Raw genomic sequence first — 15,322 nt, forward strand, 5'->3', positions numbered from 1 at the left:
GGCGGGCCGAGCGGGGCACGCCGCGCCGGACGGACCGGCGCACCCGGGGGCTGGTGATCGTGTTCGGGCTGATCGCGCTGTGCACGGCGTACGGCGAGGGGGCGCTGGCGGACTGGGGCGCGCTCCATCTGGAGCAGGACCTCGGCGCCTCGCCGGGGGCCGCGGCCATCGGGTACTCCTGTTTCGCGCTCGCCATGACCGTCGGGCGGCTCACCGGGACGACGCTGCTGGAGCGGCTCGGCCGGACCCGGACCGTGGTCGTCGGCGGCACCACCGCGTGCGCCGGGATGCTGCTGGGGGCGCTCGCGCCCTCCCTGTGGGCCGCTCTGCTCGGCTACGCCGTGACCGGCATCGGCCTCGCCAATCTCTTCCCGGTGGCCGTCGAGCGGGCGGGCGCGCTGGCGGGGCCGAGCGGGGTCGCGACCGCCTCCACGCTGGGTTACGGCGGGATGCTGCTCGGGCCGCCGGCGATCGGGTTCATGGCGGACTGGCTCAGCCTTCCGGCGGCGCTGACCAGCGTGGCGGTGCTCGCGGGGGTGGCGACGGTGATCGGCGCGGCGACGCGGCGGGTGGGCTGAGGACTGGGGGCTCCGCCCCGGCCCCCCGGCCTGTGCCCACCCGCCACCCGTTCACCGCTGGCTGAAGAGTGAACCTCTCAGCCGACCGCCGTTTGCGGTGGGTGGGCGCGTATCGGCGGAGCCCATGGGTGGGCCCAGGCCGAGCCGGGGTACCCGGTGTCGGCCGTGCGTGTACGTGAGAGCCACCGTGGGAGAGGGAGAGAGACGTGAGCAAGCAGCAGAATCCCGGCGAGCAGCATCCGACCCCCGAGTTCCCCTCCCAGGACCAGCCGCATCCGGGCTGGACCGGGCCCATGGATCCGCCGCCGGACCACGGTGAGGACACCTACCGCGGCAGCGGGCGGCTCGACGGGCGCAAGGCCGTGATCACCGGTGGGGACTCCGGCATCGGGCGGGCGGTCGCGCTGGCCTTCGCACGCGAGGGTGCGGATGTGCTGTTCACGCACCTGGACAGCGAGAAGGAGGAGGCCGCCGAGACCGCGCGCTGGGTGGAGGAGGCCGGCCGGCGTGCCGTGGCCGTCTCGTGCGACGTGCGCGAGGAGGAGAACTGCCGGGCGCTGATCGACCGCGCGGTGTCGGAGTTCGGCAGGGTCGACATCCTGGTGAACAACGCGGCGTACCAGATGTCGCAGCCGGACGGCATCGAGGCGATCTCCACCGAGCAGTTCGACCGGGTGATGCGCACCAACCTGTACGGCATGTTCTGGCTGTGCAAGTTCGCCCTGCCGCACATGCCGGAGGGCGGGAGCGTCATCAACTCCGCCTCGGTGCAGGCGTACAAGCCGAGCCCTCATCTGCTCGACTACGCGACGACGAAGGGGGCGATCGTCACGTTCACCCAGGGGCTCGCGCAGATGCTGATCGAGCGGGGCATCCGCGTCAACGCCGTCGCTCCGGGCCCGGTGTGGACGCCGCTGATCCCGGCGACGCTGCCGGACACGAAGGACTTCGGCAAGCAGGCACCGATCGGGCGGCCCGCCCAGCCGGCCGAGATGGCCCCGGCGTATGTCTTCCTCGCTTCGCAGGAGGCGTCGTACATCACGGCCGAGATCGTCAACGCGACGGGCGGTACGCCGCTGCCGTAGGGGGGCGTGGTGAGGGGTGCGCGTGGATCTGGCGTGGTGAGTGGCAGCGCGGCCCGTGATCATGGGCGCTCCGTGCGGCAGACTCCTTGCCATGGACACTGCATGGTTTCTCGAAATTCTCGACACAGAGGGCCGGTTGCTGGCCGACGCCGCCGAGAAGGCCGGTGTCGACGCCGCCGTGCCGCCGTGCCCCGGGTGGCGCATACGCGACCTGCTGCGGCACACCGGTGTGGTGCACGAGTGGGCCGCCGGATTCGTCGCCGAGGGGCACACCGCGCCGCGCCCGATGGGTGAGGAGCCGGCGCTCGACGGGTCTGAGCTGGTGGCCTGGTACCGCGCGTGTCACCGCCGGCTGGTCGACACGCTGGCCGGTGCGGCGCCCGACGTGGAGTGCTTCACCTTCCTGCCCGGCGCCCCTTCCGCGCTCGCCTTCTGGGCCCGACGTCAGGCGCACGAGACGGCTGTGCACCGCTTCGACGCGGAGTCGGCGCTCGGCGGCGCCCCCACCGCGATCGCCACCGACTTCGCGGTCGACGGCATCGACGAGCTGCTGCGCGGCTTCCACGCGCGCCGCAAGAGCCGGGTGCGCAGCGAGACGCCCCGGGTGCTGAGGGTGCGGGTGACGGACACGGATGCCATGTGGACGGTACGGGTGTCGCAGGAGCCGCCGGTGACCGTGCGGGGTGCGGACGGGGACGCCGAGTGTGAACTGAGCGGGCCTGCCGAGCAGTTGTATCTGGCGTTGTGGAACCGGATGCCGGTGCCCGGCGTTTCGGGGGATCCCGCGCTCGCCGAGCTGTGGCGGGCGACGTCCGCCGTGATCTAGCGCCGCCGTTCAGTCACATGTGAGCGTCCGGGCCAGTACCGCGCGTTGCACGGGCAGTACCTCGCCGTGCAGCGCGCGGCCCTTCTCAGTGAGCGCGACCCGCACGCCCCTGCGGTCCTCCGGGCACATGCCGCGCTCCACCAGACCCTCCTTCTCAAGGCGGGCGACCAGCCGGGACAGGGCGCTCTGGCTCAGATGGACCCGCTCGGAGATCTCCTGGACGCGATAGGCACAGTCCTGCGCCGCGCAGCTCTCCGCGAGGATGTCGAGGACCTCGAAGTCACTTGCGCACAGGCCGTGTTGCTGCAGGGCACGGTCCAGTTCGCACTGCGTGCGGGCGTGCAGCGCCAGGATGTCCCGCCACCGTTCCACTAGTTGCCGATCGACCTGGTTCGCCGCCATGGCCGCACCGTAGCAGAGCCGGTGATTTATTGCATCTGAATTAAATGCGCTTGCATCTCATGCTTGTGCATGCAAATCTCTGGGGCATGACCTCTCCGCTCACCCACTCCGCGCCCGACGGGCGGTGGACTCCCCGGCTCTGGGGCACCCTGCTCGTGCTCTGCGCCGCGATGTTCCTGGACGCGCTGGACGTGTCCATGGTCGGCGTGGCCCTGCCGTCCATCGGCGCCGACCTCGGCCTGTCGACCTCGTCGCTGCAATGGATCGTCAGCGGCTACATCCTCGGCTACGGCGGTCTGCTGCTGCTCGGCGGGCGTGCCGCCGACCTGCTGGGCCGGCGCCAGGTGTTCCTGGTGGCCCTCGGAGTCTTCGCCGTCGCCTCCCTGCTCGGCGGTCTCGTCGACTCCGGTCCGCTGCTGATCGCCAGCCGGTTCATCAAGGGGCTCAGCGCGGCGTTCACCGCGCCGGCCGGACTGTCCATCATCACGACCACGTTTCCCGAAGGGACCCTGCGCAACCGGGCGTTGTCCATCTACACGACCTGTGGTGCCGCCGGTTACTCGATGGGGCTCGTCTTCTCCGGGCTGCTCACCGAGGCCAGTTGGCGGCTCACCATGCTGCTGCCCGCGCCGATCGCGCTGATCGCCCTCGTCGCGGGGATGCGGCTGCTGCCGCGTACGGAGCGGGAGCGTAGCCGGGGTGGCTACGACGTTCCGGGTGCCGTGCTCGGGACCGGGTCGATGCTGCTGCTCGTCTTCACCGTCGTCCAGGCGCCCGAGGTGGGCTGGGGGTCCGGGCGTACTGTCGTGTCGTTCGCGGCCGTCGTGCTGCTGCTCGCGGTGTTCGTCGCCGTGGAACGGCGCAGCGCAAGTCCCCTGATCCGGCTCGGGGTGCTGCGGTCCGGGGCGCAAGTGCGGGCGCAGCTCGGTGCGTTGACGTTCGTGGGGAGCTACATCGGGTTCCAGTTCCTGGTCACGCTGTACATGCAGCAGCTACTGGGGTGGTCCGCGTTGCACACGGCGCTGGCCTTCCTTCCGGCGGGTGCGCTCGTGGCGCTGTCGGCGACCAAGGTGGGGGCCGTCATCGACCGGTTCGGCACCGCTCGGCTGATCGTGCTGGGCTTCGGCCTGATGGTCACCGGGTACGTGCTGTTCCTGCGCATCGACCTCGATCCCGGGTACGGGGCGGTGATCCTGCCGACCATGCTGCTCGTCGGCTCCGGCTTCGCGCTGACCTTCCCCTCGCTCAACGTCCAGGCGACGAACGGTGTCGACGAGCACGAGCAGGGCATGGTGTCCGGGTTGCTCAACACCTCGGTGCAGGTGGGGGGTGCGCTGTTCCTGGCAGTGGTGACAGCTGTGGTGACCGCGCATGCGCCGGCACGGGCCGCCGATCCGCAGGCCGTGCTGGACAGTTACCGGCCCGGGTTGATCGTGGTGGCCGGGATCGCCGTGGTCGGGCTGCTGATATCGCTCACTGGGCTGCGGGGGCGTCGTGGCGGGGCTTCCGTTGTGGTCGCCAAGTCCACCTCGCGGGAGGCGGAAGCGGAGCGCGTCGGCGCGCCGTGATCAGGGGGTCCGCCTCCGAAGTGTGCGCCCGGCGGGGTGGCTTGCTCCGCCGGGCGCACGCCTGTTTGACTCGGGGGCATGGATGGATACGGGGGGCGGCGGAGTCGGGCCGAGCGGGATGCGGCGACCGTCGAGATCGGGTACGCGCTGGTCAGTGCGGTGTTTGCGGCGGCGGTCGTGTTCGGGGCCGTGGCTGGTCCGGCGGTGCTGTTCCCGCTGCCGAGTGGTGTGGCGGCGGTGTTGCGGGGGGCTGGGCTGGTGCTCGCCTCGGTGCTGTTTCTCGTTCGGGTCGTCAGTGTGCTGGTGCGGTTTCGGGCGGGGGGTCGCGCCGGGTGAGTCCGAGGGCGGGCGCGCCAGGTGAGCCCGGAGGGCGGGGCCGCGGCGGTACGGCGCAGCCCGCCGCAGTCGCGCCCCTCCCTGTGTGGCCACAGTGGGGCGGCGTGGGGCTCTGGCAAGGGGCGGGCTGCGCCGTACCACCACGTCCCCTTGCGTCGTCCTGCGGCTGCCGACGCGATATGAGGGCGCTGCGGTCAGCCCAGCCAGCCTGGGCGGACCAGGCCCGATTCGTAGGCCAGGACGACCAGTTGGGCGCGGTCGCGGGCGCCCAGTTTGACCATGGTGCGGCTGACGTGGGTCTTGGCGGTGAGGGGGCTGACGACCAAGCGGCGGGCGATCTCCTCGTTGGACAGGCCGATGCCCACGAGGGCCATGACCTCTCGTTCCCGTTCGGTGAGCCGGCCCAGGGCGTCGACGGCCGCCGGTTGCTTGGAGCGGGCGGCGAACTCGGCGATGAGGCGGCGGGTCACGCCGGGTGAGAGGAGGGCGTCTCCCGCTACGACTGCTCGGACCGCGCGGAGGAGTTCCTCCGGTTCGGTGTCCTTGACCAGGAAGCCGGAGGCGCCGGAGCGGAGTGCTTCGAAGACGTACTCGTCGAGTTCGAAGGTGGTGAGCATGACCACCTTGACCTGGGCCAGGTCCGCGTCGTCGGTGACCTGGCGGGTGGCGGCCAGGCCGTCGAGGGTGGGCATGCGGATGTCCATCAGGACGACGTCCGGGCGCAGTTCGCGGATCAGGCGTACCGCCTCGTGGCCGTCGGACGCCTCCCCGGCCACCTCGATGTCGGGCTGGGCGTCGAGCAGGGCGCGGAAGCCTGCCCGGACCAGTGACTGGTCGTCGGCGAGCAGTACGCGGATCACCGGTCCTCCTTCGGCGTGAGCGGGAGGACGGCGAGCACGCGGAAGCCGCCGTCCGGGCGCGGGCCCGCCTCGATGGTGCCATCCAGGGACGCGGCCCGCTCCCGCATTCCGGCCAGTCCGTTGCCGCTGCCGCCCGCGTCGGCGCCGGAGGCGGGTCCGTCGTCGTCGATGCGAAGGCGCAGTCGCCCTGCGCGCTCCTCGAGGTGCACGCGCGCGTGCCGGGAGCGGGAGTGCCGTACGACGTTGGTGAGGGCCTCCTGGACGATGCGGAAGGCGGCGAGGTCCGCGCCGGGCGGGAGGTTCGGCGGTTCGCCCTCGACGGTGACGGTGAGACCGGCGGCGGCCGCCTGGTCGACCAGTTCGGGCAGCCGGTCCAGGCCGGGGGCCGGTGTGCGGGGCGCCGCGCCGGGCGCGCGGAGGGTGTCGAGCACCTGGCGGACCTCGCCGAGCGCCTCCTTGCTCTTGTCCTTGATGGTGGCGAGCGCCGTGCGTGCCTGTTCCGGGTCGCTGTCCAGGAGGGCGAGTCCGACGCCCGCCTGCACATTGATCACGGAGATGCTGTGGGCGAGCACGTCGTGGAGTTCCCGGGCGATGCGCAGGCGCTCCTCGTCCGCGCGCCGGCGTGCCGCCTGGGCGCGTTCGGCTCGCTCGCGCGCCCACTGCTCACGCCGGGTGCGGGCCAGTTCCGAGACCGCGACCAGCGCGACCGCCCAGGTGGCGACCACGATCTCCTGGTTCCAGGAGGCGGCGGAGTCCGCGGTGGGCGGCAGCCAGCGGTAGAGCAGGTGGGAGAGGAGCAGATGGCCCGCCCAGAGGGTGCCCATCGCCGTCCAGGCGGCGCGGCGGTGCCCGCTGACGATGGCGCTGAAGCAGGCCACGGCGACGGTCAGGAACACCGGGCCGTACGGGTATCCGGCGCCGAGGTAGAGGAGGACGGTGGCGACGGTGCCGAAGAGCACCGGCACGGGGTGGCGGTGGCGCAGCAGGAGCAGGGCGCCTGCCGCGAACAGCAGGAGGCGGGCGGGGACGTCCAGGGCGACGCGCTCGCCCTCCTGGGCGTGGGCGGCGAAGGTGGAGCCCGCCATGACGAAGGCCGTGATGAGGAGGGTGGTGATCCAGGGCAGGCGGGCGATGCCGTCCTTGCCGGGTGCCGTCTCCAGGTCGTCCCGGCCCCGTGGGCCGTACGTCCACCAGGCCGGAGGCCGGATCCGGCCGTGCCCCTGCTGCTCGTCCATGTCCGTCACGCTAGACGCCGGTCGGCCCGAGCGGCGTCACCCCGGCGTGGTGATCACGGGTACTCCCGGTGAAGTACACGTGCCTCGGCTAGCTGAGACCCACCGAGTGGGCGAGCTGGGTCGCCGCGTGGCGGAAGAAGCGGTCGCGGTCCTCCACCACCCGGTTGAACTGGCCGAACAGCTCGAAGCCGACCAGGCCGAACAGCTGGGCCCAGGCCGCGACCATCGCCGCCGCGGTCTCCGGCGGCAGGTCGGGGGCGAAGTCGGCGGCCATCCGTTCGGCCTCGGGACGGAGGTCTGCGGGGAGGGCCGGCTCGGTGAGACGTGACTCCTGGTGCGCCTCGCGGAGGACGGCGATGAGGGCGAGGGCGACGCGGGAGGCGGCCTGGACGGTGGTGCGGGGTGCGGTGTAGCCGGGCACCGGGGTGCCGTAGATCAGGGCGTACTCGTGCGGATGGGCCAGGGCCCAGGTGCGTACGGCTTCGCAGACCGCGATCCAGCGCTCGGTCGGTGGGGTGCCGGCTGCCGTGGTGCGGGCTGCTTCCGCTGCTTCGCCGAGGGAGTCGTACGCGTCGATGATGAGGGCGGTCAGCAGGTCGTCACGGCTCGGGAAGTAGCGGTAGATCGCCGAGGAGGCCATGCCCAGTTCGCGGGCGACGGCCCGTAGCGAGAGTTTGGCCGCACCCTCCGCCGCGAGCTGTCCGCGGGCCTCCTGCTTGATGGCCGCGGTGACTTCGATCCTGGCCCGGGCGCGGGCGCCGTGTGCGGTGCTCATGGGGGTCAGTGTCGCATGAAAGCAGAGCGGCGCACACAAAGGAGAGCAGTGCTCTTGCCAGGGCAGGGGACGGCGTGCAGACTGAGAGGAAGAGAGAGCAGCGCTCGCGTTTGCGAGCGGCGCTCACCCCGTCCTCGTATTCCGGGAGTCCGTCATGTCGTCCTCGCCGTACTACCGCAAAGGCAGCGCGATGACCGTCCGCTTCAATCGCCTCGTCGGCTGGCTGGCGCGGCACGGCTTCAGTCTGGCGGGGGCCGCGGAGATGTCCGTCCGCGGCCGCAGCAGCGGGCGGATGCAGCGCATCCCGGTCAACCCGCACACGTACGACGGCGGGCAGTACCTGGTCTCGGCGCGCGGCCATTCCCAGTGGGTGCGCAACATGCGGGCCGCCGGGGGCGGGGAGCTCCGGGTCGGACGCAAGGTGCGGGTGTTCACCGCGGTGGAGCTCTCCGACGAGGAGAAGCTCCCGATCCTGCGGACCTATCTGAAGAAGTGGGGCTGGGAGGTCAACCAGTACTTCAAGGGGGCGACCGCCGAATCCTCCGACGAGGAACTCGTCGCCGCCGCGCCCGACCACCCCGTCTTCCGGATCACGGTCACGAGCTGACGCCGTCGCTCTGATAGCGCCGGTCCAGCACGGTCAGCGCGCGCTGGGCCATCGGATGCGTGCGGACCAGCTCGCCGAGCGATGTCGAGCCCTGGGTGATGTCCTTGAACGCCTTCCAGGCCGGGCGGAAGCCGGTGAGGGCCATGTGGAACAGGCCGGGGCGCCGTTCGAAGGCCGCCAGCATCCGCTTGCCGACGCTCATCTCGACGCCGAGCCCCGCCTTGACGGCGAACGCGTAGTTCAGCGCCTGGCGGCGGGCGTCCACCGCGTCGTGGGCCTCGGCGATGCGGACCGCCCACTCCCCCGCCAAGCGGCCGGAGCGCAGCGCGAAGGAGATGCCCTCGCGGGTCCACGGCTCCAGCAGCCCGGCCGCGTCGCCGCAGACCAGGACCCGGCCGCGCGAGAGCGGCGAGTCGTCGGCGCGGCAGCGGGTCAGGTGACCGGAGGAGATGCTCGGCTCGAAGCCGGCGAGGCCGAGGCGGCCGATGAAGTCCTCCAGGTAGCGCTTGGTCGCCGCGCCTTCGCCGCGCCGGGAGATCACGCCGACGGTGAGGGTGTCGCCCTTGGGGAAGACCCAGCCGTAACTGCCGGGCATGGGGCCCCAGTCGATGAGGATGCGCCCCTTCCAGTCCTCGGCGACGGTCTCGGGCACCGGGATCTCCGCCTCCAGGCCCAGGTCCACCTGGTCGACCTTGACCCCGACATGCGCTCCTATGCGGCCCGCGCTGCCGTCCGCGCCGACGACCGCGCGGGCGAGCACCGTCTCGCCGCCGTGCAGGACGACGGCGACCGTGCGCCGGTCGGGCACGGCCGAGCCGTGCTGCTCGACGCGCTGCACGGTGACGCCGGTGCGCAGTTCGGCGCCCGCCTTCTGCGCGCACTCCACGAGCTGCTGGTCGAACTCGGGCCGGTTGATCAGCCCGAACAGCATCCGGCGGGAGCGGCGGGTGCGGGCGAAGCGGCCGTTGTGCGAGAACGTCACCGCGTGCACCCGGTCCTTCAGGGGCAGGTCGAAGCCGGGCGGGAGCGCGTCGCGCGAGGGACCGATGATGCCGCCGCCGCAGGTCTTGTAGCGGGGCAGCTCCGCCTTCTCCAGCAGCAGCACGCGCCGTCCCGCGACCGCCGCCGCGTAGGCGGCCGAGGCCCCCGCGGGTCCCGCGCCCACCACGACGACGTCCCACACCTGGCGCTCGCCGTCCGCCGAAGAGTTCTCGCTGGTCACGATGGTCTACCGCTCCGATCCAGTCGCCTGCCGCTGCTGCCTCCCGCATCCTACGGCGGTGATCGCCCGAGGTCGCTGTGGGAGGATCGGCGGCGTGGGTGCCCCCTACACGGGACCTCTCACCCATGCCGCACGATCATGTCGTACACAGATGTACGCACCCAGACAACGTCGCACCCACAAGGAGCGTGCCCATGTCGTCGAATCCGGTCGCCGCGACCGTCGCCTCGCTGATGCCGCGGGCGAGGGAGGAGCTCGCCGAGCTGGTGGCCTTCAAGTCGGTGGCGGACTTCGACCAGTTCCCGCGCAGCGAGAGCGAGGGCGCCGCGCGCTGGATCGCCGACGCGCTGACCGCCGAGGGATTCGAGGATGTGGCGCTGGTCGACACCCCCGACGGCACGCAGTCGGTGTACGGATTCCTGCCAGGACCCGAGGGCGCGAAGACCGTGCTGCTGTACGCCCACTACGACGTGCAGCCGCCGCTGGACGAGGCGGGCTGGGCGACGCCGCCGTTCGAGCTGACCGAGCGGGACGGCCGCTGGTACGGGCGCGGGGCCGCCGACTGCAAGGGCGGCCTGATCATGCATCTGCTGGCGCTGCGCGCACTGAAGGCGAACGGCGGCATACCGGTCAACGTCAAGGTGATCGCCGAGGGTTCGGAGGAGCAGGGGACGGGCGGCCTGGAGCGCTACGCCGAGCAGCACCCCGAGCTGCTGGCCGCCGACACCATCGTCATCGGCGACACGGGCAACTTCCGGGTCGGGCTGCCGACGGTCACGTCCACGTTGCGCGGGATGACGATGGTGCGGGTCCGGATCGACACGCTGGAGGGCAATCTGCACTCGGGGCAGTTCGGCGGCGCCGCGCCCGACGCGCTGGCCGCGCTGATCCGCGTCCTCGACTCGCTGCGCGCGGAGGACGGCAGCACGACGATCGACGGGCTGACCGGGGACGCCGCGTGGGACGGGCTGAGTTACGACGAGGAGCAGTTCCGCAAGGACGCCAAGGTGCTGGACGGGGTCGGGCTCATCGGCTCGGGCACGGTCGCCGACCGCATCTGGGCGCGCCCGGCGGTCACCGTGCTCGGCATCGACTGCCCGCCGGTGATCGGTGCCACGCCGTCCGTGCAGGCGAGCGCCCGTGCGCTGATCAGCCTGCGGGTGCCGCCGGGCGTCGACGCCGCCGAGGCGACCAAGCTGCTCCAGGCCCATGTGGAGGGCCACACGCCGTGGGGTGCGCGGGTGTCGGTGGAGCAGATCGGCCAGGGGCAGGCGTTCCGCGCGGACACCACGAGCCCGGCGTACCAGGCCATGGCCGACGCGATGGCGGTCGCCTACCCGGGTGAGGAACTGCAGTACGCCGGCCAGGGCGGCTCCATCCCCCTGTGCAACACGCTCGCCGCCCTGTACCCCCGCGCGGAGATCCTCCTGATCGGGCTGAGCGAGCCGGAGGCCCAGATCCACGCGGTCAACGAGAGCGTCTCGCCCGAGGAACTGGAGCGCCTGTCGGTGGCGGAGGCCCTGTTCCTGCGCAACTACGCGGCGAACGCGAGCAGCTGAGACCCGGCTGCCGCTCCTTGTGCAGCAGTGCCCCGTCTCTCCTTCGGCGACTTCGAGGAGAGGCGGGGCACTGTGCGCCCGTCCCGTGTCGGGACCCGGGTGTTCAGCGGAAGGCGAGCTGGGGCGCGGAGGTGATGTGGGTCAGTTTCTCGGGGTTGCGGACGTAGTAGAGGCCGGTGACGCGGTCGTCCTCGACGCTGAGGGCCATGACGCCGTCGATCTCACCGTCGAGGCGGACGAGGAGTGCCGGGTGGCCGTTGACCACGGTGGGTTCGGTGGTGAGGGTGCTGGTGAGTTTCCCGATGCCGCCGGCGAACATGCGGGCCACCCGCTCGGCGCCGAGGACCGGCCGCAGCGCGGCGTGCTTGATGCCGCCGCCGTCGCTCATCAGGACGACCTCGGGGGCGAGCACGTCGAGGAGGGCCTGCGGGTCCCCGGTCTCGATGGCGCGCTGGAACGACTTCAGGGCGGCCCGGCCCTGGTGCGAGGTGACCACCTGGCGGGGGCGGCGGGCGTCGACGTGCCGGCGGGCGCGGTGGGCTATCTGGCGGACGGCCGCGGGGCTCTTGTCGACGGCGGCCGCGATCTCGTCGTAGCCGATGTCGAAGACCTCGCGCAGCACAAAGACGGCCCGCTCGGTCGGTGACAGCGTCTCCAGGACGAGCATCAGCGCCATCGACACGCTCTCGGCCAGCTCGACGTCCTCGGCCACGTCCGGTGCGGTGAGCAGCGGCTCGGGCAGCCAGGGGCCGACGTAGGCCTCCCGGCGGCGCTTGAGGGTGCGCAGCCGGTTGAGCGCCTGGCGGGTGGTGATGCGGACGAGGAAGGCGCGCGGGTCGCGCACCTGCTCCCGATCGGCCTTGACCCAGCGCAGCCAGGTCTCCTGGAGGACGTCCTCGGCGTCGGCCGCCGATCCGAGCATCTCGTAGGCGACGGTGAAGAGCAGGTTGCGGTGGGTCAGGAAGTCCTCGGTCGCCGGGTCGGCGGTGTCGTCGCTCAACTCTCGTTCCTTGTCCTTGTCCCGCGCGGCCGGCCCCGAGGGCCGGCCGCGTTCGCGTGCGTCCACGGCGAGATCCTCGCGGTGCGCTCCGGTCAGGCCGCCCGGTCGGCGGTGGCCGGCGTCCCGGCGCCGTCGGGGGTGGCCGGCGTCTCGGCGCGGTGGGCGCGCAGCAACTGCCGGCGCTTGGCGACGCCTCCCGGCATGCGGTGCAGGCTGAACGAGCCGGGCTTGTGCGCCTCACCGGACAGGTGCTTGGGGATGCCCTGGCAGACCGCTTCCTTGATCTTGGCAGCCAGCCCCGCGCCGATGTACAGCGGCACGGCGACGTCGGACCGGTTGGCGAACTGGTAGATGCCCGCGCCGCGGCCCAGGCTGACGCACTGGGCGGAGAACGACTGGTGCAGGTGCTCGGGCTGCTCGCCCGCGAGCCGGCTGAGCACCGTGTCGGCCGCGCGCGCACCCAGGGGCGTCGCGTTCAGGCAGCTCATCCGCAGCGCAAGGCCGGACGGTGCCGCGGAGTCCCCGGCCGCGAGGATCCGCTCGTCGTCCACGCTCGTCAGCGTCTCGTCGGTGAGCACACGGCCCACGGCGTCGGTGCTCAGCCCGCTGCGCGCGGCCAGGTCGGGCACACCGAAGCCGACGGTCCAGACGGTGACCTCGCTCGGCAGCTCACGGCCGTCGGCGAGCCGCACGGCGTCGCGGGTCACCGCCGTCACCTTCGTGCCGGTGCCGTCGACGACCGTCACCCCGAGATCGGCCAGGCGCTTGGCGACCGAGCGCCGGCCACGGGTGTGCAGGTACGGGCCGAGGACGCCGCCGCAGACCAGCGTCACCCGGCGCCCCTGCTCCGCGAGTTCGGCGGCGGTCTCGATGCCGGAGGGCCCGGCGCCGACCACCGTCACCGGGGCCGTGGCGGGCGTGGCGTCGAGGACCGCGCGCAGCCGCCGGGCCTCCTCCAGACTGGCGATCGGGTACGCGAACCCGGCCGCCCCGGGCACGCTCGGTTCCGCGCTGCCGCTGCCCACGGCGTAGATCAGATAGTCGTAGGCGAGCACGCCACCGTCCGCCAGGGTCACGCTGCGCCCGGCCGCGTTGATCAAGGTCACGGTGTCGACCAGCAGCCGTACGCGCTCGGACAGGACGTCCTGGTAGGCGACGACGGCGTCGTCGGACCCGCCGACCAGCTGGTGCAGGCGCACCCGGTGGACGAGTTCCGGGCGCGGGTTGATCAGTGTCACGGTCACGTCGTCGCGCTGCGTCAGCCGGTTCGCGGCCATCACGCCCGCGTATCCGCCGCCGATCACGACCACATGGGTGTTCCCGGTCATGCTGCCCTCCTGTGTCTCAAGGTCTCGGCCATAAGTCACCGGGCCGTCGACGCCTGTGACACGCTGTGAGCCAGATCACTTACCGGTGCTCGGAGGGCGGTGGGCGGGGTACGTCAGGGGCGACGGGGCGGGCGTGGACGGCCGGGAACGCCGTGTCCTAGCCCACCGGGACGCCCGCCTCCAGATACGCCGCCTTGCCCCGTTCCCTCGCGCGGAGCGCCTGGCGGAGGCGGGCGTAGCGCACCGGCGGCAGCAGTTCGGCGGCCTCCGCCTCACTCGCGAAGCGCCACTCGCGCAGCTCGGGCCCGGGCAGCAGCAGGCGTCCGGCGGCCTCCGCGTCGAGCCGGCCGCCGTCGAAGAGAAGCCGCAGCCCCCCGTAGCCGGGCGGCGCGGGCGGCTCCCAGTCGACGACCAGCAGCGACGGCACCTCGGCCAGCCTGACCCCCGTCTCCTCGGCGACCTCACGCATCCCGGCCCGCGCCGGCGCCTCCCCCGGCTCCACCACGCCGCCCGGGAACTCCCAGCCCGGCTTGTAGGTGGGGTCGACCAGCAGCACCCGGTCCTGCTCGTCGAAGAGCAGCACGCCCGCCGCGACGGTCTCCGCGGTGGGCTCCGGCGTCTGCACGATGTCGCAGACGGGCACCGCGCCGCTGCGCACCGCCTCGGCGATCCGGGCGGCCGCGTCGTACGGGCTCAGCGCCCCGGTGTCGACCGGGTAGGCGTCGGCGGTGAGCCAGGAGGCGAGGGCGGCCTTGTACGGCTCGATGTGGTCGTAGGACCACTGTCGGACGCGTATCTCGCCGTCGGGCAGGTCCTCCGGCACCTCACGACCCGCTATGCGCTCCCGCAGGATCGTTTCCGCCGGGGCGAGAAGGACATGGCGGACCGGGATGCGGCGGGCGGCGAGGCCGCCGAAGATCTCGTCGCGGTAGTCCTGGCGCAGCAGGGTCATGGGGACCACGAGGGTGCCGCCGAGCTCGGTGAGCATCGCGGCGGCCGTGTCGATCACGAGACGGCGCCAGATCGGGAGGTCCTGGTAGTCGCCGACCTCGGCGAGGCGTTTGGCCGGCAGCAGATGTGCGAGCGCCCCGCCGATGACCTCGGGGTCGAAGAGCGTGCTGTTCGGGATCAGCTCGATCAGTTCCCGTGCGGTGGTGGTCTTCCCCGCACCGAACGCACCGTTGATCCAGACCACGGTCACGGTTCCCCCTCTTCTGTTGGCCCCCAGAGGCTTGCCCGCTCCACCCTGCCACGGAAACCAGCCCCAGTTGAGAACGCATGACGACGGCGCCAGCGCCCCGAGGGGAGGGGCGCCGGCGCCGTACGGTCCTGCCGTGGGGCTCGTCAGTCCTTTTCTTGCTGGGTCTGGTAGTCCAGCTTCAGGTTCTCGCTGTCGACGGCCTGGTCGAGGGTGCCGAGGGCGTCCTGGACGCCGATGCCGTCGAGGCCGTCACCGGCGGCCTGCGAGGGAGTGACCGCCGCGACGACGAATCCGGTGGCGAGGGAGGCGATGGCCAGCATGCTGCGCTTCTTCATACCCGCCTCAACTGCGGGAGGGGTCCGGGGGTCACGCACGGATTTCTCGCCGGGCGCCCGGCCTCGGCCGGCCAGGAACGCCGGGCACGCGGGATCGGCGCGAAGCGCCTCGCTTCCCTCAGCCCCCCGCCGCGCTCCCTCAAACCCCCGCCGCCGCCGTGTCCTGCCGTCGCGCGAGGGCCGCTGCCGCCGCCCCGACCAGTCCCGCGTCCGTGCCCATCCGGGCCGGGGTCACCGCGAGACGCTGGACGAAGGAGAGGGTGGCGTAGTCGGCGAGGGCCCGGCGCAGAGGGGCGAAGAGGATCTCGCCGGCCTTGCCCACTCCCCCGCCGATCACGGCGATGTCGATCTCGACGAGCGTCGCGGTCGCCGCGATGCCGGCGGCCAGCGCCCGCGCGGCCCGTT

General features: G+C 72.4%; 17 protein-coding genes. 7 read left to right on the top strand and 10 right to left on the bottom strand.

Features of this window, described 5'->3' with window-relative positions:
* The 3 genes from N4P33_RS22290 to N4P33_RS22300 all read left to right on the top strand — a co-directional run.
* Positions 1 to 578 (top strand): MFS transporter (locus tag N4P33_RS22290; protein ID WP_260828416.1); only part of this gene is annotated, 578 nt, incomplete at its 5' end.
* Positions 579 to 784: 206 nt separating this feature from the next.
* On the top strand, positions 785 to 1,663 hold the full coding sequence (locus tag N4P33_RS22295) for an SDR family oxidoreductase (RefSeq protein WP_260828417.1): 879 nt from the start codon (positions 785 to 787) through the stop codon (positions 1,661 to 1,663).
* A gap of 91 nt (positions 1,664 to 1,754) precedes the next feature.
* Positions 1,755 to 2,489 (top strand): maleylpyruvate isomerase family mycothiol-dependent enzyme, encoded by a 735-nt coding sequence (locus N4P33_RS22300; RefSeq protein ID WP_260828418.1) that lies wholly within the window; start codon positions 1,755 to 1,757, stop codon positions 2,487 to 2,489.
* Between the two features lie 9 nt (positions 2,490 to 2,498).
* Here the strand turns inward: N4P33_RS22300 and N4P33_RS22305 are convergent, their stop codons facing one another.
* Positions 2,499 to 2,891, bottom strand: a complete 393-nt coding sequence (locus N4P33_RS22305; protein WP_260828419.1) for a MarR family winged helix-turn-helix transcriptional regulator — start codon at positions 2,889 to 2,891, stop codon at positions 2,499 to 2,501.
* Positions 2,892 to 2,977: 86 nt separating this feature from the next.
* Here N4P33_RS22305 and N4P33_RS22310 point away from each other — a divergent pair, with 86 nt between their 5' ends.
* Positions 2,978 to 4,459, top strand: coding sequence for an MFS transporter (locus N4P33_RS22310; protein WP_260828420.1), 1,482 nt, complete (start codon positions 2,978 to 2,980; stop codon positions 4,457 to 4,459).
* Between the two features lie 78 nt (positions 4,460 to 4,537).
* Positions 4,538 to 4,795 (top strand): DUF6332 family protein, encoded by a 258-nt coding sequence (locus tag N4P33_RS22315; protein ID WP_260828424.1) that lies wholly within the window; start codon positions 4,538 to 4,540, stop codon positions 4,793 to 4,795.
* Between the two features lie 194 nt (positions 4,796 to 4,989).
* On the opposite strand, the gene N4P33_RS22320 is transcribed toward N4P33_RS22315, so the two are convergent.
* The 3 genes from N4P33_RS22320 to N4P33_RS22330 form a co-directional block, all read right to left on the bottom strand.
* Positions 4,990 to 5,655, bottom strand: coding sequence for a response regulator transcription factor (locus N4P33_RS22320; RefSeq protein WP_260828425.1), 666 nt, complete (start codon positions 5,653 to 5,655; stop codon positions 4,990 to 4,992).
* On the bottom strand, positions 5,652 to 6,890 hold the full coding sequence (locus N4P33_RS22325) for a sensor histidine kinase (RefSeq protein WP_260828427.1): 1,239 nt from the start codon (positions 6,888 to 6,890) through the stop codon (positions 5,652 to 5,654). The genes N4P33_RS22320 and N4P33_RS22325 overlap by 4 nt, the downstream gene beginning before the upstream one ends.
* Positions 6,891 to 6,978: 88 nt before the next feature.
* Positions 6,979 to 7,665, bottom strand: coding sequence for a TetR/AcrR family transcriptional regulator (locus tag N4P33_RS22330; protein WP_260828428.1), 687 nt, complete (start codon positions 7,663 to 7,665; stop codon positions 6,979 to 6,981).
* Positions 7,666 to 7,819: 154 nt separating this feature from the next.
* Here N4P33_RS22330 and N4P33_RS22335 point away from each other — a divergent pair, with 154 nt between their 5' ends.
* Positions 7,820 to 8,272 carry a nitroreductase family deazaflavin-dependent oxidoreductase gene (locus N4P33_RS22335; protein ID WP_260828430.1) on the top strand — a complete coding sequence of 151 codons (453 nt, stop codon included), beginning with the start codon at positions 7,820 to 7,822 and terminating at the stop codon, positions 8,270 to 8,272.
* Here N4P33_RS22335 and N4P33_RS22340 read toward each other — a convergent pair.
* Complete coding sequence (locus tag N4P33_RS22340) at positions 8,262 to 9,494, bottom strand: geranylgeranyl reductase family protein (protein WP_260828431.1); 1,233 nt, start codon at positions 9,492 to 9,494, stop codon at positions 8,262 to 8,264. The genes N4P33_RS22335 and N4P33_RS22340 overlap by 11 nt on opposite strands.
* A 194-nt stretch (positions 9,495 to 9,688) precedes the next feature.
* Between N4P33_RS22340 and N4P33_RS22345 the strand changes: the two genes are divergently transcribed.
* Positions 9,689 to 11,053, top strand: coding sequence for a dipeptidase (locus N4P33_RS22345; RefSeq protein WP_260828432.1), 1,365 nt, complete (start codon positions 9,689 to 9,691; stop codon positions 11,051 to 11,053).
* A gap of 103 nt (positions 11,054 to 11,156) precedes the next feature.
* Here N4P33_RS22345 and N4P33_RS22350 read toward each other — a convergent pair whose 3' ends face one another.
* From N4P33_RS22350 to N4P33_RS22370, 5 genes are all read right to left on the bottom strand, one after another.
* A complete protein-coding gene (locus tag N4P33_RS22350) occupies positions 11,157 to 12,053 on the bottom strand; it encodes an RNA polymerase sigma-70 factor (RefSeq protein WP_260828438.1) in 897 nt (298 codons plus the stop codon).
* A gap of 92 nt (positions 12,054 to 12,145) precedes the next feature.
* The gene (locus N4P33_RS22355; protein WP_260828433.1) at positions 12,146 to 13,381 is read right to left on the bottom strand and encodes an NAD(P)/FAD-dependent oxidoreductase; all 1,236 of its coding nucleotides are present in this window, start codon (positions 13,379 to 13,381) and stop codon (positions 12,146 to 12,148) included.
* A 157-nt stretch (positions 13,382 to 13,538) separates the two neighbouring features.
* Complete coding sequence (locus N4P33_RS22360) at positions 13,539 to 14,582, bottom strand: NUDIX hydrolase (protein WP_260828434.1); 1,044 nt, start codon at positions 14,580 to 14,582, stop codon at positions 13,539 to 13,541.
* A gap of 143 nt (positions 14,583 to 14,725) precedes the next feature.
* On the bottom strand, positions 14,726 to 14,917 hold the full coding sequence (locus tag N4P33_RS22365; RefSeq protein ID WP_260828435.1) for a hypothetical protein: 192 nt from the start codon (positions 14,915 to 14,917) through the stop codon (positions 14,726 to 14,728).
* A 139-nt stretch (positions 14,918 to 15,056) separates the two neighbouring features.
* Positions 15,057 to 15,322: ROK family protein (locus tag N4P33_RS22370; RefSeq protein ID WP_260828436.1), on the bottom strand; the 266-nt coding region annotated here is incomplete at its 5' end.

Origin of the sequence: Streptomyces sp. 15-116A (assembly GCF_025290915.1) — a bacterium.
Classification (GTDB): Bacteria; Actinomycetota; Actinomycetes; order Streptomycetales; family Streptomycetaceae; genus Streptomyces.